Below are 17,926 nucleotides of genomic sequence, written 5' to 3'. Positions count from 1 at the left end.
TGCAAAAGAAATTCCACTCAACTAGACTGAGTAAAAATTACTTTCGGTATAGTTAAATGGCTTCATTAAGAATTACCATAGCGTTAGCAAGCAGCTATTTTGTATTTGCAATTATGCTCAATAGTGTAGGCATTGTTATTTTACAAGCAATTAATAGCCTGGATGTTAGCAAGACGGATGCCTCTGTTTTAGAGGGATTTAAGGATTTGAGCATTGCCATTATGTCTTTTTTAGTCGCTTCATTCATTCCAAGGATAGGCTACAAAATCGCGATGCTCTGTGCATTATTGTTAGTGTCGGCTCTTTGTTTATTGGTGCCAAGCATTGCTGAATTTTGGGTGCTAAAAGCATTATTTGCTGCAATTGGTTGTAGCTTCGCTGTAGTGAAAATCTCTGTTTACTCAATTATTGGTCAACTTTCTGATAACGCGAACAAACATTCGTCTTTGCTAAACACTATTGAAGGGGTGTTTATGCTTGGGGTGTTATCGGGTTACTGGATCTTTGCATTATTCATCGATGCTAATAACCCCCAAAGTAACGAATGGTTGAATGTATATTACATGCTAGCAGCGATCGTCTTAGTGACTACCTTTACTGTTTTAACTGCGCCAATTAAATCTCCTGAGTTACATAACCAGAAACAGTCACAAGTAGACGCTTTCTTAGATATGCTGAAATTAACATACCAACCCTTAGTGCTTATTTTTGTAGTTAGTGCTTTTTTATACGTTTTAATTGAACAAGGAGTGGGTACCTGGCTGCCTACCTTTAACAATCAAGTTTTAAAACTCCCCGTTGATGTCAGTATTCAGCTCGCTAGTTTATTTGCTGCAGCGTTAGCGCTTGGCCGTTTGGTTGCTGGGCAAGTACTTAGGTTTATTAGTTGGTTCAAGATGTTATTGACTTGCCTGATTACAATGGGGCTGTTGATTTTACTTGTTTTACCTCTTACTCATGATGTTGATGGCAGCCAAGTAAAAAATATTTTTGATGTGCCTTTTGCGGCATATATGTTGCCTCTAGTCGGTTTTTTTATGGCACCTATTTACCCTTTACTCAACTCAGTCATGCTGAGTTCTTTAGAAAAGCATAAACATGCTGCGATGACTGGCTTAATCGTTGTTTTCTCGGCTTTAGGGGGCACCACGGGTTCAATAATTACGGGCTTTGTGTTCGATAAGTTTAGTGGCCAGCACGCCTTTTATTTAACTTTGCTGCCAATAGTCCTGTTGTTAGTAAGTGTTTCGGCGTTTAAAAAAGCGACGCTTGTTTTAGAAAATGGTCTGACACGTCAGGCAATTAAGGAATGATTATGAACTTTGTTAATAGCCAGCTATTTAAAGATGTGCAAATGGCAGAAATTTTTGCTGATTCTAAAACATTTGCAGATGCAGTCCCCAATTTATCTTGGCAGAGTGCGAGTGAGTTATACCAATTAGTAGGTCCTCTGCAAGGTGAAAAGCTTCGTGAGTTTGTTATGTCGCACTTTTCATTCGCCAACCAAGCTATACCAATGGCGAAACTCAATACGACATCGGTAAACCAGTATATACTCGATCTATGGCCGCACCTGCATCGCAGTGCCGATAGTGATTTATCAAGCTCTTTGATGCCTCTACAGTTTGACTACATTGTTCCTGGTGGACGTTTTCAAGAAATTTACTACTGGGATAGTTACTTTACAGCATTAGGCCTTGAGGACATAGGCGACCTGGCAACCATTGAAGCCATGGTTAATAATTTTATTGACTTGCAAAAGCGCAATGGCTGCATTCCAAATGGAAATAGAGTTTATTACAGCTCTCGGTCTCAGCCGCCCGTTTTAGCTTTGATGGTTACGCTATTATGGGAGGCTAAATATGAGCAACGCAAAGACTTTTCTTGGCTAGAAAATGCGATAGCGGCATTAGAAGCTGAATATCAGTTTTGGATGAAAGGGTGTGAAGAGTTAGTTGACGATAAACAAGCTACTAAGCGTGTCGTTAAAATGTCTGATGGGGCTATTTTAAATCGATATTGGGATAGCGCCCGCTCGCCACGACCAGAGTCGTTGAAAGAAGATTTGCATGATGCGCAAAATCTTTCAGCTGATCAGCAGTTGAGTTACTTTCAGAATATTCGTGCTGCCTGTGAATCAGGGTGGGATTTCAGCAGTCGCTGGCTCAGTGAGCCAAGTGATTTGAAGAGTATTGAAACAACAAATATAGTAGCTATTGATTTAAATTGTTTAGTTTATAACCTCGAAAAGACCTTAGAAAGGTTTTACAGCTTAATTAACAAAGAGCATAAAAGTCGAGCAATTGCTGAATTGGCATTATTTAGACTAGAAGCAATTAACCAATATTGTTGGGATAATGATAAAGGCGTTTATAGAGACTTTAATATTCGTTTAAATAAGCAAAGTCCCATTGATTCTATGGCAATGGCTGTACCTTTATTTGTCGGTGCTGCATCTGAGCAGCAAGCTCAGCAAGTAAAAACTAAACTAATGAGTGACTTTTTAAAACCTGGAGGGTTAGTTACAACATTATCTAATACTCCTCAGCAGTGGGATAGCCCTAATGGCTGGGCACCTCTGCAATGGTTTGCTGTTAAGGGTTTGCTTGACTATGGCTTTATCAGCGAAGCCGAAGCTGTCATGAAAAATTGGTTGAGTATGATCGAAATGCGTTTTGCTGAGGATAAGTGTCTTCTTGAAAAATACAATGTATGTGAATTGGTAAGTCGTGCTGGTGGCGGTGAATACACAGTACAACAAGGGTTTGGTTGGACGAACGGTGTAACATCACGTTTTTATAAACTACTCAATGACTCACTGTAAAAGGGGAGATGTGAGTATGGTTATTTACAATTTGTTAACTCGCGCGTCTGGCCATCCAAATGGATTGGTGATGTTGTAAATTACTAAAATAAAGGATTATAAATGGTTGAATCATGTATCCAAATTGGGTATTGTGAATAAAATGTTTCAAGGAAGAAATGAGATGATTCAACCAACTTCTGTTTTTCTAAAAGCACAACCAAAACTGCAAAACCGTAGTCAAAGCTATCAGTATTTAATCAAGATGCTTGATGCATTCTTTGTCCGCGTCAAAGTAGATACAAGCTTACCCCAAGATGCGATGCGCGACGAATTTGATCTTTATCTGATAGATAGCACTAACACCGATTGGAAAGACCTATTACCAGCAGAATTAGTACAACTTGCTAAGCAAAACTCAGTGGTTATTTTTAATGCAGATGCTGACGCCATCTGTGAAAAGAACCTACTTTTAAATGGCATTAAAGGCGTGTTTTTTGCCGAGCAATCACCTGAAGATATTTTTTCAGGGCTTGTGAGAGTGATCAATGGTGAGTTATTTTTTAGTCGTAAAAGTATTTCTACAACCTTTAATCACATGCTTTATGCTATGTCTCGAAGTCAATTTAGTGCCAGTAATGATTCGGTAAATAACGATATTGATCTCAGCTTACTAACTAAACGCGAGAAATCAGTGATTCATCTACTTGCACAAGGCGCGAGTAATCGAGATATCGCAGAGCGTTTAAACATCAGCGATCATACGGTTAAAACCCATCTTTACAGCGCATTTAAGAAAACATCATCACGTAATCGCGTAGAACTAGCTAACTGGGCACAAAGCTACATGGCAGTGAGTTTGTCTTTACAAAATACACAGTGATTATAATCCAAAGGTGTAAGTATTGCGTTTAAAGGAGAGTGATTTTACCCAGTGCTTAGCTCTAGCATGGTTAGTAGTAGTTCTTGGTGACGAAAGTCGGCAGTTCATTTTAAGTGTGTGACGCTGTGATGTTCAGCGCCACAATTCAATTAGACCGCTTTTGCAGCCCAAATACCTTTGTTAATACCTTTTAGTACAAGATCACTTAATGCTTTTTCTATTGCTTGAGTTACGCAGATGCTCATAGGCTCGTTGTCGGTAAAACCGGCTTCTGCTTCAGCTAAACGCTTGTAACTGACATAGCGAAAGAACCCTGCGCGCATTTCTTGACTGAGCACTTTTTTGCTTGTCGCAACGGATAGCAAAACTTGGCCTGTGCGAACATCGACAGCGCGTAAATAAATTGAGATTGCATCCTCACGGTATAACTCTGATGCGCCAATCCCGAAGTATTCCATCCCAATACCGCCCGTTTTAATATTAGTATCGTAGCTGATGATACCGCCTTCTAAGATTATTTTTGCAGTCGTAAGCGGTGGCAGTTCAGGCAGTTTGTCGTTTTCGGCTTGCGCGGCACGAATAATTTTACGCTCAGTCAAAATATTTTGTAGACCTTCACGTTCTACCGGAATAAACCAATCTGATTCATGTAATGCTTGCACTAAAATAGAGTTTGCGCCTTGGGTCACTGCGGTAGAAAACGAACTGACATTAGCTTGAGGTTTGTATTGCCCAGTTTGGTCGCGAAATGAATACACAGAAACAGGAATGCTGCCCACTGGTTGTGGAAGTGCTTGCAATGCCTTAAAGGTTTCTGTTGGCTCTAGTGTACTTGCGAGTTGCTTTGTCGGTGGAATTAAATTGCCCATTGATGAACAACCCGACAAAATTACGATTAGTGTGGTTAAGATTAAACTTCTCATTATCCAAACCTCGGTACTTCAATAACTGTAATTGTTCCATCAGAAGTATTTGTTATTCTTACAGTAATAGAATCGCTAGTACTGGTAATGATCTGAATTTCATAATCACCTGTCATGAAGATAGAGTCACCGTTAAAAATACTGTCGTCGATTTCATCACCAAACGCCATATCGGTGATCTCACGAACCATGCGATTTAAATAGGTACGCTCTAATGAGTCTTGAAATTTTTCACCATAAGTTTGTTCGATTGTTGGCGCTTTATGTTTATTCTGGGATTGCGCTTTATTAAGCAGTATGCTGCCATTGAGTGGACTGCCACCAAAACTTGGATTTATAGGGGTATAAACGAGTTCAGTTGCCCAACTGTAGAGGGGGCAGAGTATTATTATTAGTGTTGTTAAGTATTTCATTTTACCATCCATTTTTTGCCATATCAGGTGATGATTGCTGCATTTTGTTACGCGCCATTGCATCCATTACGCTATACATGGCTTGTTTAACACGCTCATCTAATGGCTCTAAACGACGCCCTAGGTAGGTAACGTACACAATTTGGTTGTTCATTCTTAAAACAAGGCGAGTACCCGCTCGAGGTAATACCGTTTCTTTTATTTCGATATTAAAGCCAGCTGTTGAAGGTAAGTCACGCCAAAGATTGGCAAACTCAAAATAAAATTGATGGCCAAATCGGCTAATGCTTCTATCGAGTACTAAACCATCAATTTCGAGATCTTCGCCATAACTAGCAGCACTTTGAGCTGCAAGCAAGATACAACATATGCGGAGAAAGTTATTTAATTTCATAGCGAAATGAGGGAGCAAGGCTCCCCCTAAATATGATTATTCTTGGGTTACAGTCGCGATATTGCCATCACCTAGCTGAGTGATAACGACCGTGCTGTTAGAGCCAATCATTGAGCCTTCTACAAGGTTAGCATTACCTTCTTGGACAACGACCAGTGAATTACCTTCACCACCTAACAAGAATGCGCCTTCACCAATGCCTGCAACAAAGTTTTCAGAACCAGTTTGGCTAATATCAACTGAATTGCTACTTCCTTCCATGATAAGGTCAATCGCATTCAGTTCACCAACTTGTGTGAAAGCAACCTGGTTATTGTTGCTATCAAGCACACTTGCAAACGTTAGTGCGGCTTCATTTAGATTACCTTCTTGGTTAATCGCAATATCATTATCATTTGAAGATAGCGATGTATCTGGATAAGAAGACTGAACCAGTACCGTGTTTTCATCACCTGCTTGTGCAATATCAACGTTATTATCGTTGCCATTGAAGTTAGCAATATGTGCACTGTTTGCATCACCAATTTGGTTTGCAACAAATTCATTATCATTGCCAATTGCACCAAGGTATACATCATTGCCGTTACCATTTTGGAATGCCGTTAGCTCGTTATCGTTGCCAATTGCATCTAAGCCTGCAGTATTCCCATCTTGCTTTTGATTAACAAGTAACGTATTGCCGTCACCAATTAATACCGCTGATTCAAAGCTATTGCTGTTGCCTTCTTGGTCTGATTTAACTTCGTTATCATTACCTGTAACTTCAGCAATTAACGCAGAGTTTGAGTCGCCATCTTGCTCAAGTTCAACTTCGTTGTAATCACCACGAACAGAAGTTAATGTTGCACTGTTAAACGCACCGGTCTGGTCAATTGTAATGTCGTTGCCATTACCGACAATTTCATCTGACGTAAAGGCGTTGAATAAGCCTTCTTGAGCTACTTCAATCGTGTTGTCATCACCAATGACAGTATTAAATGTAGCTTCATTTAATAAACCAACTTGCTCAGAGCTTACTGTGTTGCTATTACCTTCTAAATCGAAGTTGTAGAACCAGTGGCCCCCATCACCTTGGGTTACAGTAATTGTATTTTCATCACCTGTAACTGTGTTAATAGCTTCATTATTAATACCAAAGAAGCCAGCACCTTGTTGTTCAACACGAATAGCGTTGTCGTTACCTACTGTTTCAGACAGTGCGCCATTCATTGTGCCATTCTGAGTATGAGCAACATCATTGAAATCACCTGTATTATAAATAAGTGATAAGTTAGATGTTTGTGCTTGGTTAACTTGAACCATATTGCCGTCACCAATACTGACGGTTTCTGCACGTTGTCCAGTGCCTTGCTGGGTAATAACTGCTTCATTACCCACACCTGTTACAGATACTTGATCTAGAATAATTGAGTTGCTAACACCTAAAGTTGTTACCTGAGTAGCAAGCTCAGAGCTAGACTGCGCTTTGTCATCAGTATTTGCGTTAGCAGCAAAGCTTGAACCGAGTGCAAAGGTGATTGCACAGGTAAGAAGAGACTTTCTTAACTTCATGATTATTTCCTTTAAATTATTATTAATCAAAGCCCTAAAATATTATTTTTGCTTTTAGGGCCATGTACCGGCATGCCTTGCCGGATTAAATTGCGTGATATTCAAGTGTTCGCTAACAATCAGAAGTGAATGAAGCAAAATTGTTAAATGCACTGAAAAGATAAAGCAATTAACAGAAAATCACTTTAGACAGATATGGAATAATATAAAATCAGCAGTTTTTGTGGTTTTAATTAATTCTTTATTTTCATGATCTTATAATTATCTAATCAGGTTTTGATATGAGGAATTATTACAAAGCAGTAAAAAAGTTTGATAAATAACCTCGGGTAATTGACGCTCCATTTGCCACGAAAAAGGCTGATTTTTATCTGAATTTAGAATCTAAATTGGTAAAAAAGCATGGATTTGCTGCCTGTTTAATTTTTTTCCTTGCCTGTTATCTGCAATTCGCCATTTATGGGGTATGCCGCGTGATAATCATTTTCAGAAGTAATGAGCTTTGGTGGTCGAATCATGTTGATTCGGTCAGTATTACTAATTATGGATAGTAAATATGAAAACTAAATTATCTGTATTAAGCCTCGCCTTATTACCTTGTATAGGTGCTGCGCAAATCAGCACACCAGCAAAAACAACTCTCGTCGGTGCAAGTGAAGATTCTGTACTCGTTATGTATAAAAAGGGCACTTCTGCAGCAATGCGTGCTCATGCTCGTAGCTTAGTCAGAGCCACAATCAGCGATATGAATAAAGATGGTGTTGATGATAATTACTCAGCGATTTTATCTGGCCGTTTAGCTAAGTTTAAAATTGCAGGAATGAGTACAAAAGAAGCTATCAAGCGTCTACAAACTCATGCCGCCATAGAATATGTAGAACCAGATTATCGAGTCTCAATTGCAAGTGCGCCTAATGATCCAGATTTTTCATCATTGTGGGGGTTACACAATGAAGGTCAGACAGGTGGTGTAGATGATGCTGACATCGATGCGCTTGAAGCATGGTCTATCTCAACAGGTAGTCGCGATGTTGTTGTTGGTGTGATTGACACGGGTGTTGATTACAGCCATGAAGACTTAGCTGATAATGCATGGATCAACCCAGGCGAAATTCCAGGAGATGGCATCGATAACGACGGTAATGGTTATGTTGATGACGTTCACGGTATTAATGCTATCACTGACTCTGGTGATCCAATGGATGACCAAGGCCATGGTACTCACGTATCGGGTACAATTGGCGCGTCAGGTAATAACAGCACGGGTATTGTAGGTGTTAACCACGAAGTATCGATTGTAGGTTGTAAATTTTTAAGTGCAGATGGTACCGGTTCCACTTCTGACGCTATTAAATGTATCGATTACATGGTTGATCTTAAGAATCAAGGCGTAAATTTACGTGTTCTAAATAACAGTTGGGGCGGTGGTGGCTTTAGCCAAGCTCTAGCGGATGCTATCACAGCGAGTGAACAAGCTGATATCTTATTCGTTGCTGCTGCGGGTAACGATGCGGTTGATAATGACCAAAACCCTCACTATCCGTCAAACTACGAGCACGACAGCGTATTATCTGTTGCCAGCACTGATAGCAGAGATAACATGTCTAGCTTTTCACAATGGGGTTTAACCAGTGTTGATTTAGGTGCACCGGGTAGTGCTATTTTATCAACGGTACCGGGCAATGGTTATGCTAGTTATTCGGGTACTTCAATGGCAACACCACATGTTGCGGGTGCCGCAGCATTAGTGCTATCGATTAATCCTGATTTAACAACGCTTGAACTCAAAGAGTTGTTAATGAATAGCGGTGACCAGAATGAAGCACTACAAGGTAAAACAGTGTCTGGCAATCGTTTAAATGTGAATCAGGCACTAGAACAAGCTGATCCGACTCCAAGCTTCAAAATCTCGGTTTCGCCAAGTTCACAGCAGATTACTGCTGGTGAAACGGCAACTTATACCTTTGAAATTGGCTCAATCGCCCAGTGGGAAGGTGTTGTTAGCCTAGCACTTCAAGCTGATTTAGCGGGCGCAACGCTATCGCAAACTGAGGCGGTTCCTGGTGATGTAGTTACTTTAACTGTACCAACAGAAGAGGCAACAGCGTGGGGTAGCTATAGTTTTGTTGTTGATGCAACATCGGGCGAGCTAGCTAAACAAAGCAGTGCGTCATTGTTTGTTAATCCTGTTGGCTTAAATGACTTTACTTACTCAAATGAAACACCTGCGTCTATTCCAGATAACAATGACACGGGTGTTGATTCAATCATTACAGTTGCAGATGAGCTGACGGTTTTCTCAACGGATGCAAGTATTGATATTGCTCATACTTACATTGGTGATTTAGTTGTTACCTTAACCTCTCCGCAAGGTACAACAGCTACACTACACAGCCAATCAGGTGGTGGTGCCGACGACCTAGTACAAAGCTATTCGCTAGCAAACTTTAATGGTGAAGTTGCGACAGGTGATTGGGTACTTAATGTGAAAGACGTACTGTCAGCTGATACGGGTACTTTAAACAGCTGGTCACTGACGTTTAGCGCTATTGGTGAAGTAAGCCCGCAGCCACCACAAGCTGGCTTTGCATTTGAAACATCAGGCTTAAATGTCACTTTCACTAACACCAGCACTGATAGTAACGATGATATTGTTGCTTGGGCGTGGGACTTTGGTGACGGTGCTTCTTCAACAGATGCTGACCCTATGCATAGTTATGCACAAGCGGGTAGCTATGAAGTAACGCTAACTGCGACCGATAGCGAAGGTCAAACAGATACGTTTACACAAACGGTTGTGGTATCTGATGTCGAAATTGAGCTATCTGTTAAACGTGCAAGTAAAACACGATTAGGTACGATGCGTGTTGATTTAGGTTGGCAAACAGTGGCCGATCAAGTAAGCATTTATCGTAACGGTGAACTACTTGAAACAGTCGCTGATCGTGGTTTCTACCGCGATGTACAGCGTAAGGCTGAGTTGCCAAGCTATGAGTATCAAGTCTGTGTAACTGAAACGACTTGTTCTAACCCAGTAACAGTGTCCTTCGACTAACATTGTTCCACACGACAAAGCCCAGTTTCCCCGCTGGGCTTTTTTATTTGTATTACAAAATGAGTTTTCTACTACAACAATGTATAATATGCGCCCTTTAAATGTTGACTTGTCGTATTGATGTGGGGTTGTGAGTGAAAGCATTGCTGAAACAGCATGGTGCAATTTTTATTCTTCTAAGTATGCTAACCGGGTTAATGGGGGCATTCGTTAACCCATTGATGAGCTTATTTATTGTAGAAGGGCTGCGAGCACCCCCTATGTACTTAGGTGTTTATGTGGTGGCGGTCACCATTATGGGGTTAGTTATCAGTCAGTGGCTAGGTAGCATGGCTGATAAAGGCACCAGTGCGCGAAAGTTATTTATGGTGGCTGTATCGGGTATGGTGTGTGCGTTAGTGGCCTTTGCGAATGCTACAGCATTTTGGCAAGTCTTGCTCGCAGGTGTGTTGTTTCTTGCAATGGGTAATGCGGCAATTCCGCAAATGATGACCGTGGCAAGACAATGGGCTGGGCGTCAACAGAACATCGACATCACCAGTTTTAATTCCCGTTTACGTGCTGCTATTTCCTTTGCGTGGGTGGGCGGTCCGCCACTTGGTTATTTGTTAGCCGCTGGAGGCGAGTTTAGCCGCTCGTTTTACTTTGCTGCGGTGTGTGCCTTGGTTGCTCTTATTTTTGCATTTAAGTTTATTCCTGACTACAGCGCTAAGAAATCACAAAACGGCAGAGAGCCAGCAGCGGCAGCGAGTTTATCATTTTGGCTGTTGGGCTTAGCTATTATGCTTGGTTCAACGGGCAATATTATGTATTCATCGGCACTGCCGCTTTATAGCATTACTGAACTAGGATTCGCTGAACATACGCCTGGGCTGTTTATGGGTGTAGTGGCGCTGTTAGAAATTCCTATCATGCTGTATGGGGCAAAGCTTGCTAAAAAATACAGTAAAGTCGCGATGCTTGCGGTGGCATTTTGTTGTGCCATTGTATTTTATTTAGGAGTGTTTTTTGCCACTCAAGTTTGGCATTTGATCGCGTTACAAGTATTGAATGGGCTGTTTTACGGTATTTTTGCGGGCATTGGCTTAACCGTATTACAAGATCAGGTCCCCGAACGAATAGGGTTTACCTCAGCGTTTTACACGAACGCCATTAAACTGGGTGTTATGTGCGGGGCAGGGGCAACTGGGGTTGTTGCACAGTTTTATAGTTTTAGGTTTGCAACACTTGGCTCAATGCTAGCAGCAAGTTTAGCCCTTGGGTGCTTAATACTATTTAGTTATGTAAAACGAAATGAGCAGCAACCTAGTCAAATACAGCACCCTTTTGTTACTGTTGGTAAGAACACATAAACGCAAAAAGCCCAGTAAACACTGGGCTAAAACGAGGGAGGAGAGTAATTAATAGAAAGAGTATTTTAAAGTAAGCGACGTTGTACGGCCGTTGATAGTACGGGCACGAATAATGTCGTTATCTGGTACTGAGCCTTCTTCTGCTTCTGTGATACCTACGGTGTCGAACAGGTTGTTCACGTTAAGCGATAGACTTAAGTTTTCAGATAGATTGTAACTTACAAAGCCATTCACTTGTGTATAGCCATCAAACTCAAGGTCGTTACTGTCTTGTGCGTAAGCATCCGTTGTACCAATAAAGCTTAGGCCTGCAGCACCTTTGTCAAAGTTGTAAGTTGCCATTAGAGAGTAAATAAGGTCAGCTTGACGACGTGGTGTATTACCGACTAACTCTGGCGATAACGCATCTTTAGCAATTTCTGCGTCTGTCCAAGTAAAGTTACCACGGAAATCCCAATCACCTACGTAGTAGGTTGATTCAACCTCAATACCTTTTGCTTCGTACTCGCGGTCAAAGAACTTTTGTGATGTTGCTTCGAAGTTTTGCTCTTCTGTTTCTGCGTAGAATGCAGTTGCAAATACTGATAGCGAATCAAAACGTTTTTTCACGCCGATTTCGTATTGGTTTACTTCATCAATTGCATCGGCTTCTGCAACTGAGCCATCTGCGTCTACTTTACCAAATAATAAGCGGTCTGCATTCGCGCGGCCGCCTTTACTTAAGCGGGCAAATGTCGCAAAGCTTGGATCAATTTGGTAGTTCGCACCAATTGAGTATGAGCTGTAGTGCCAGTCGTAGTTAACAATGCTAGGATTTGCATTATCAATACCAGCAACACTTTGCTCAGGAATTGAGATGGTACCGTCGCCATTCATATCAATTGTTGATGTTACTGCACCTGCGTAGTTACCGCGTGCTTCACCTGAATCATAGCGAGCACTTGCATCAATGCTTAAATCGCCAAACTTAGTGGCTAAGTTAATGTAAGGTGCGCGTGTTTCGTATTCTGTGTCGTAGTTACGTTGACAGCAGTTACCCCAGTAAGGTGTACCATAAGCGTACAAGCCATTATCTGAGTAGCTGTCGCCATTTGCAGCGTAAACGTCAAGTAATGCCGCGTTGTCGCCTTTTAGCTCCATAACATATGAGTTCCAAAGCCACGACATATCAATCGATTGGCTTGATGCAAAGTAACCAAACGTAACGCTAGTGTCATCAGAGAACGACTTAGTTAATTTAAGGTCATTAACAATTGAACCCATGTCGTTTAGCGTTACATCGAATGTGTGAATACGCATTGCTAAATCGTCATCGCCATAGGCTTCGCCTGCTGAACCACCATTAGCATAAACAAGCGATGCACCATCACCAGCAATACTAGAAGCAATAGAGCTTGCACTTGCAACTTCAGCTGGAATAAGAGAAATAAAGTTACCGCTTACTGATGACGTTCTAAAGCGGTTTTCGATGCGCCAGTCGTTTTCTAAATCAAATGCTGCTTCAAAACCTACTGAGGTAACAACTGGGTTCATACCGTCGGTCATATCGCCCGTGCTGATTTGGTTATCACCATTTAAACGCAGCGTTTGTGTGAAAAGAGCAGAATGCGGCGTATCTGATTGCGCATCGAAACCTGGGATTGAATCGCCATCTGAGTACATAGGCATAGGTAGGTAACCTACGCTTTTATCATCGAGGTGTTTAAAGTACACACGTACATAACCGGCATCAAATTCTTTGGTTAGGTTTGCCTTAATTTGGCCACCTTTATTAGATGTATAACCAGTTTCACGCGGGCCTTCGCCTTGGCGAACAAAGCCACCAATGTGATAGCGCACACTGTCGTTTAGGTAAGTACCATACTCAAAGTCCGTACGAATAGAGTCATAATCAAGGCCAACAGTGGTTGATACACTGCCTGATTCGTTCTCACCTGTTTTTGAAATAAAGTTGATGATACCACCTGGGGCATCACTTGCTGCTGTTGATGCTGAGCCACCACGGATTGATTCAACACTTTGTACTGTTGAATCTAAACGCATGAAAATGTCTGCGTTACCAAAGGCAATATCGCCAAACTGCATAACAGGTAAGCCATCTTCTTGTAGTTGCAAGAATTTAGCACCGCCCGATGCAACCGGTAAACCACGTACCGCGATATTTGCGTTACCTTCACCGCCCGTCGATTCTGAACGTACACCCGGAATTGTTCTGAAGGCTTCTGCAGTAGAGCGTGGTGTTGATACTTCAATTTCAGCTAATGTAACACTGCTAACCGATGAGCTTGATGCCATGATGGTTGTACGGCGTGGTACACCGGTTACAACGATAGTTTCAAGACCGCTTTTTTTAGCCTCAGGTTGTGCTTGCTCTTCGGCGTGTAAGTTTTGGCTTACTGCTAATGCAAGCGCGCTTAATGTATAAAGGGCATGTTTGTGTGTTGTCATAATGTGCCTCGTCTCAATCCCAGATGGTTTGTTGTCTAAATTGTTATCTTAATCGATTAAGTAAAGATAACAATAATTTTACACAGTGCAAGTCTTTTTAGTGAAAAACTTGCACGATTTATGTTCGATGATTGATTTTTAACGATTTTTATTTAGTGGCTTAATGCACTGTGCTGCGCTAACGCTTGCTCAGCAGGGTTACGTAAGTAGTTATATAGCATGGCTAAAAACAGTAAACATGCGAAGCCTGTTGCGAGATAAAAGCCGTAACGAATGTGGCCAAAGTAGTCACTGATCACACCCATTAATAATGGGCCTGCTGCAGCAGAGAGGGCAGTAAAAAACAAAATAACCCCAGCAACAGCACCATGCTGTTGCACCGCAAAGCAAGAAATACCTTTTGAGTTTAAAGTTGGGTAGATCATCGACATGAATAGCCCAGATAAAGGGAGTAAGAATACCGCCCAATCAACACCACCGAAGATTAAGCCTAAATAACACAGTGCAATTCCTAAGCTTAAATACAGCATCGCCGCTTGCCAGCTTAAGTGATTTAATAGCCACACCGCTAAGAAACGCCCCGCAGCGCGTAAAATGAAAAATAAGGTCAGTGCATAGGTTGCCAGTAATTGCCACGGACCAGTGTAATCGCCAAGTAGAGTAGGCATCCAAACGTATATTGCTACTTCGGTTGCAACATAAAGGGCAATTGCTAATGAAAAGCCCAGTGCATAAGGGTTTTTCATCATGCTCATGGTGGTTGCAAGAGAGGCCGGTTTTGCGTGTTCTTCTAGCTTTTTAGGTTTAGGGTAATCTGCACGCCAAGCAATTATGGTTAAAATCAAACATAAAACCCCAGCGATGACATAAAGGTAGGTCCAGCTAACCTGTTGGGTGATTAAAAAGCTGACAAGGGCAGGGCCTACAATGGCGCCAACACCAAAGAAACCTTCGACCAAATTCATGGTTTTTGTGTGCTCTAAATTGTTTGTAGAAATATCACCTAACAGTGCCAAAGCACCGGTTTTAAATAGGCCAATAGCAAGACCAATACAGCTAAGCAGCACTACAAATACGCTAAAACTACTGCTAACAGCAAATAGAAAACAACAAATGGTGAAGATGCCGAGTCCTAGCATGATGGTTTGTTTGCGGCCAAAGCTGTCGGCCAAAAAGCCTAAAAACAGGCCACTAAAAGCAATAAGTGCCATCGGTGCATAATGGAAAGCACTGGCTTGGGTCATGCTTAAATTAAATTCTTCGATAAGCTCAGGTATGATCATACCAACCGCATCAGAGGTCATCGCAAACATAAAAAACATCATGTATGTCAGCCATCTAATGGTTTGCAAAGGATCGTGTGTTCTATTCATTGTTGTATCCCCACCGAAAGGTCTGCGCCTTTACTATGTATATTAGTGTATAAAAACTATAAAAACTGCTTGAATAATTTGCTGTCGTGGTTAAAGATATATCTTAATCGATTAAGTTTCAACTTGGTATTAACAATTATGATCAACAATAAAGTGCAATTAATCACCTACGCAGACCGTATTACTGGTCAAGGTATTGATGAATTAAGTAATTTATTAAATGGCCCACTTAACAATGTGTTTGCAGGTGTACATTTGTTGCCATTTTATAATCCGATTGATGGCAGTGATGCTGGCTTTGATCCTATTGATCATAGTGAAGTAGACTCGCGCCTTGGTAGCTGGGACGATATAAAAGTCCTTGGTGCAAACTATGACTTAATGGCTGACTTAATTGTTAACCATGTTTCAGCACAATCTTTCCAATTTAAAGATGTACTCGCTAAAGGCAAGCAATCTGAATTTTGGGATTTATTTCTAACCAAAGATGATGTATTCCCAAATGGCATGTCTGAGGCTGAACAACAAGCGATTTATCGTCCGCGCCCAGGTAGTTGTTTTACACCAATTACATGTGGTGACGGCCAAACCTATGATTTTTGGACCACTTTTACCGATAACCAAATTGATATCAATGTGAAATCAACGGCGGGTATCGAGTATTTAGATACGGTGCTTGGCAAATTTGCTGAAAATAATGTCAATATTATTCGTTTAGATGCGGCAGGCTATGCGATTAAAGAAGCTGGCACAAACTGCTTTATGTTGGATGAAACTTTTGAGTATCTAAATAAGCTTTCGGCGCAAGCAAATGAAGCGGGTATGGAAACCATTGCCGAGATCCATAGCCATTTCCAAACTCAGGTTGAAGTCGCAAAGCGTGTAAATATGGTTTACGACTTTGCTTTACCACCCCTTATTTTACACAGCTTGTTTAGCAATGATGCGCAAGCATTACTGAATTGGCTAACTATTTCGCCGCGTAACTGTTTAACGGTACTTGATACTCATGATGGCATTGGCATCATTGACGCAGGCCCGATGGGTGATAAACCGGGCTTATTAGACGCTGCGCAAATTGATAACTTGGTTGAAACTATTCATGAAAAGAGTGAAGGGCAAAGCCGCCTAGCGACTGGTGCAGCAGCAAGTAATGTCGATTTATATCAAGTAAACTGCACATATTACAATGCCTTGGGCGCAGATGACTTTGATTACTTATTAGCGCGTGCAATTCAGTTCTTCGCACCAGGTATTCCACAAGTTTATTATGGTGGCCTGTTCGCTTGTGAGAACGATATGGAATTATTGGCTCGTACCAATGTAGGTCGTGATATCAATCGCCCTTATTTAAATGCGCAAGACATTGATGCTGCGCTTGCTAAACCTGTGGTGAAAGGTTTAATCAAGCTGATTCAATTACGTAATGAGCACCCAGCTTTTAACGGTGAGTTTATTGCTAAAGGTGAAGGCAGTGTGTGCCGTTTAAGCTGGCATGATGATACCAGCTCAATCGAGTTAAAAGTTGACTTTGCTAGCCGTGAAGTGATCATTGTTGATCACCGTGAAGGCGAACAAAGTATTGTTGATTTGGCTGACTTTTTAGCTTAACTACTTTGACCCAATTGCAGTTGATAGTCGATTTCGGCTGTTTGCTGCTCTTTCGATAGAAACAAGGTCGCAGCAATACGGCCTTTTTCTTCGCTATTTTGATGAACAGTGGTGAGTTTTGGCACAAATCGTTGGCCTTCATCGATGCCATCAAAGCCAACAATTCTGACATCTTCAGGAACCGATAAGCCCATTTTTAATGCTTCGCGCATGGCGGCAAGGGCGATCAAATCACTCATACATAACAATACGTTTGGCCTTGGTGTACTGCTAAGTGCTTCTTTGGCGGCAATGCTGGCAAAGCGCTCGCTGCTTTCAGGAATATTCCATGTTCTATCATCACCCAGGGTGATGCCAGCATCGCTGATTGCTTGGTGATAACCGCGCAGTCGTTGATGAGCAATCGACTGACCTGCTTCAAACTCATGATGTTCGTATACTCGGCATAATACGTCGTTATCGAGTAAACGCAGGCCTAAAATAGCAACCCGATCATCATTTTTGTGAAGTGCGTGTTTTGCAATATCAAAGCTGGCTTGTTGGTTGTTTACGTTTACTGAGGCATCGCGACCGATATTAAAATCAACCGTTACCACATGTTTGGCAACCTGTTTTAATTGCTCAACAAGTTGCTTATTACGTGGGCGGCCGTAGCAAATAAAACCATCTACAAAGTCGACAACGCTATTTAGGTTATCGCTGTTGCCTGAAAATAATAAAAGGTTAATACCATTTTTTTCGAGCACCGCTGACACACCGCGCATAAAGCTGCTAGCAACCGGGTCAGATATCATATATTCAACGCTGTCTGGTAATACTAACGCAACAATATTAAAGGTGCCTCGGCGCAATGATTGTGCCGCCTTGTTAGGGCCAAAATAGCCAAGCTTTTTACAGGCAGCCAAAATCTCTTCGCGGCGTGCTTTCGATAATTGATCAGGGCGGTTAAACGCATTTGATACAGTGGCATTTGAAACACCTAACTCTTGGGCAATACTTTTCAGCGTCCAACTTTTTGGCTTTGTCATTGTAGCTTCTTAATCGATTTACTTAATTGTAAATTACCATATAAAGAGTCGAAAAAAAGTGTTTTTAGTCATAAAAATAGGCGTACCATAAA

At 41.5% G+C, this 17,926-nt stretch carries 13 protein-coding genes; 6 read left to right on the top strand and 7 right to left on the bottom strand.

Going from position 1 to position 17,926, the window contains the following annotated elements; all coding sequences use genetic code 11:
* Positions 1–56: 56 nt before the first annotated feature.
* The 3 genes from JIG37_RS07175 to JIG37_RS07165 all read left to right on the top strand — a co-directional run bounded on the left by JIG37_RS07175 (position 57) and on the right by JIG37_RS07165 (position 3,686).
* Positions 57–1,313: an MFS transporter gene (locus JIG37_RS07175; RefSeq protein ID WP_199529063.1), complete on the top strand. Its 1,257-nt coding sequence runs from the start codon at positions 57–59 to the stop codon at positions 1,311–1,313.
* A gap of 2 nt (positions 1,314–1,315) precedes the next feature.
* Positions 1,316–2,824 (top strand): trehalase family glycosidase, encoded by a 1,509-nt coding sequence (locus JIG37_RS07170; protein WP_199529062.1) that lies wholly within the window; start codon positions 1,316–1,318, stop codon positions 2,822–2,824.
* A 163-nt stretch (positions 2,825–2,987) separates the two neighbouring features.
* Positions 2,988–3,686, top strand: a complete 699-nt coding sequence (locus JIG37_RS07165; RefSeq protein ID WP_054554015.1) for a response regulator transcription factor — start codon at positions 2,988–2,990, stop codon at positions 3,684–3,686.
* A 149-nt stretch (positions 3,687–3,835) separates the two neighbouring features.
* On the opposite strand, the gene JIG37_RS07160 is transcribed toward JIG37_RS07165, so the two are convergent.
* Genes JIG37_RS07160 through JIG37_RS07145 form a run of 4 tightly spaced genes read right to left on the bottom strand, consistent with a single transcriptional unit; the run spans position 3,836 to position 6,967 of the window.
* Positions 3,836–4,609 (bottom strand): CsgG/HfaB family protein, encoded by a 774-nt coding sequence (locus JIG37_RS07160; protein ID WP_054554014.1) that lies wholly within the window; start codon positions 4,607–4,609, stop codon positions 3,836–3,838.
* Positions 4,609–5,022 (bottom strand): curli assembly protein CsgF, encoded by a 414-nt coding sequence (locus tag JIG37_RS07155; protein ID WP_244664369.1) that lies wholly within the window; start codon positions 5,020–5,022, stop codon positions 4,609–4,611. Before JIG37_RS07155 ends, JIG37_RS07160 begins: the two co-directional genes overlap by 1 nt.
* Position 5,023: 1 nt before the next feature.
* Complete coding sequence (locus tag JIG37_RS07150; RefSeq protein WP_054554012.1) at positions 5,024–5,416, bottom strand: curli production assembly/transport protein CsgE; 393 nt, start codon at positions 5,414–5,416, stop codon at positions 5,024–5,026.
* A 36-nt stretch (positions 5,417–5,452) separates the two neighbouring features.
* Positions 5,453–6,967: a curlin gene (locus tag JIG37_RS07145; RefSeq protein ID WP_138618940.1), complete on the bottom strand. Its 1,515-nt coding sequence runs from the start codon at positions 6,965–6,967 to the stop codon at positions 5,453–5,455.
* 556 nt (positions 6,968–7,523) lie between these two features.
* Between JIG37_RS07145 and JIG37_RS07140 the strand changes: the two genes are divergently transcribed.
* Together JIG37_RS07140 and JIG37_RS07135 are read left to right on the top strand one after the other, a co-directional pair.
* Positions 7,524–10,022 carry a S8 family serine peptidase gene (locus JIG37_RS07140; RefSeq protein WP_199529060.1) on the top strand — a complete coding sequence of 833 codons (2,499 nt, stop codon included), beginning with the start codon at positions 7,524–7,526 and terminating at the stop codon, positions 10,020–10,022.
* Between the two features lie 134 nt (positions 10,023–10,156).
* On the top strand, positions 10,157–11,374 hold the full coding sequence (locus JIG37_RS07135) for a sugar efflux transporter (protein WP_348535075.1): 1,218 nt from the start codon (positions 10,157–10,159) through the stop codon (positions 11,372–11,374).
* Between the two features lie 48 nt (positions 11,375–11,422).
* Here the strand turns inward: JIG37_RS07135 and JIG37_RS07130 are convergent, their stop codons facing one another.
* Together JIG37_RS07130 and JIG37_RS07125 are read right to left on the bottom strand one after the other, a co-directional pair.
* The gene (locus JIG37_RS07130) at positions 11,423–13,822 is read right to left on the bottom strand and encodes a TonB-dependent receptor (protein ID WP_199529059.1); all 2,400 of its coding nucleotides are present in this window, start codon (positions 13,820–13,822) and stop codon (positions 11,423–11,425) included.
* A 152-nt stretch (positions 13,823–13,974) separates the two neighbouring features.
* Positions 13,975–15,195 carry an MFS transporter gene (locus JIG37_RS07125; protein ID WP_138618944.1) on the bottom strand — a complete coding sequence of 407 codons (1,221 nt, stop codon included), beginning with the start codon at positions 15,193–15,195 and terminating at the stop codon, positions 13,975–13,977.
* Positions 15,196–15,333: 138 nt separating this feature from the next.
* Between JIG37_RS07125 and gtfA the strand changes: the two genes are divergently transcribed.
* Complete coding sequence (gene gtfA / locus JIG37_RS07120; RefSeq protein WP_199529058.1) at positions 15,334–16,806, top strand: sucrose phosphorylase; 1,473 nt, start codon at positions 15,334–15,336, stop codon at positions 16,804–16,806.
* Here the strand turns inward: gtfA and JIG37_RS07115 are convergent.
* Entirely contained in the window at positions 16,803–17,834 is a 1,032-nt protein-coding gene (locus tag JIG37_RS07115) for a LacI family DNA-binding transcriptional regulator (RefSeq protein WP_138599246.1), read from the bottom strand. The two genes, gtfA and JIG37_RS07115, sit on opposite strands and share 4 nt — an antisense overlap.
* Positions 17,835–17,926 lie beyond the last annotated feature (92 nt).

The organism is Pseudoalteromonas sp. bablab_jr010, from assembly GCF_016464105.1.
Lineage (GTDB): Bacteria > Pseudomonadota > Gammaproteobacteria > Enterobacterales > Alteromonadaceae > Pseudoalteromonas > Pseudoalteromonas simplex.
The sequence above is the reverse complement of the archived record's forward strand: the minus strand, read 5'-3'. Positions and strand labels throughout refer to the sequence as shown.

What these genes read in the sequence shown, in the direction of transcription:
- JIG37_RS07175 (WP_199529063.1), top strand. Translation starts at nt 57, where the DNA reads ATGGCTTCATTAAGAATTACCATAGCGTTAGCAAGCAGCTATTTTGTA.
- JIG37_RS07170 (WP_199529062.1), top strand. Translation starts at nt 1,316, where the DNA reads ATGAACTTTGTTAATAGCCAGCTATTTAAAGATGTGCAAATGGCAGAA.
- JIG37_RS07165 (WP_054554015.1), top strand. Translation starts at nt 2,988, where the DNA reads ATGATTCAACCAACTTCTGTTTTTCTAAAAGCACAACCAAAACTGCAA.
- JIG37_RS07160 (WP_054554014.1), bottom strand. Translation starts at nt 4,609, where the DNA reads ATGAGAAGTTTAATCTTAACCACACTAATCGTAATTTTGTCGGGTTGT.
- JIG37_RS07155 (WP_244664369.1), bottom strand. Translation starts at nt 5,022, where the DNA reads ATGAAATACTTAACAACACTAATAATAATACTCTGCCCCCTCTACAGT.
- JIG37_RS07150 (WP_054554012.1), bottom strand. Translation starts at nt 5,416, where the DNA reads ATGAAATTAAATAACTTTCTCCGCATATGTTGTATCTTGCTTGCAGCT.
- JIG37_RS07145 (WP_138618940.1), bottom strand. Translation starts at nt 6,967, where the DNA reads ATGAAGTTAAGAAAGTCTCTTCTTACCTGTGCAATCACCTTTGCACTC.
- JIG37_RS07140 (WP_199529060.1), top strand. Translation starts at nt 7,524, where the DNA reads ATGAAAACTAAATTATCTGTATTAAGCCTCGCCTTATTACCTTGTATA.
- JIG37_RS07130 (WP_199529059.1), bottom strand. Translation starts at nt 13,822, where the DNA reads ATGACAACACACAAACATGCCCTTTATACATTAAGCGCGCTTGCATTA.
- JIG37_RS07125 (WP_138618944.1), bottom strand. Translation starts at nt 15,195, where the DNA reads ATGAATAGAACACACGATCCTTTGCAAACCATTAGATGGCTGACATAC.
- gtfA (WP_199529058.1), top strand. Translation starts at nt 15,334, where the DNA reads ATGATCAACAATAAAGTGCAATTAATCACCTACGCAGACCGTATTACT.
- JIG37_RS07115 (WP_138599246.1), bottom strand. Translation starts at nt 17,834, where the DNA reads ATGACAAAGCCAAAAAGTTGGACGCTGAAAAGTATTGCCCAAGAGTTA.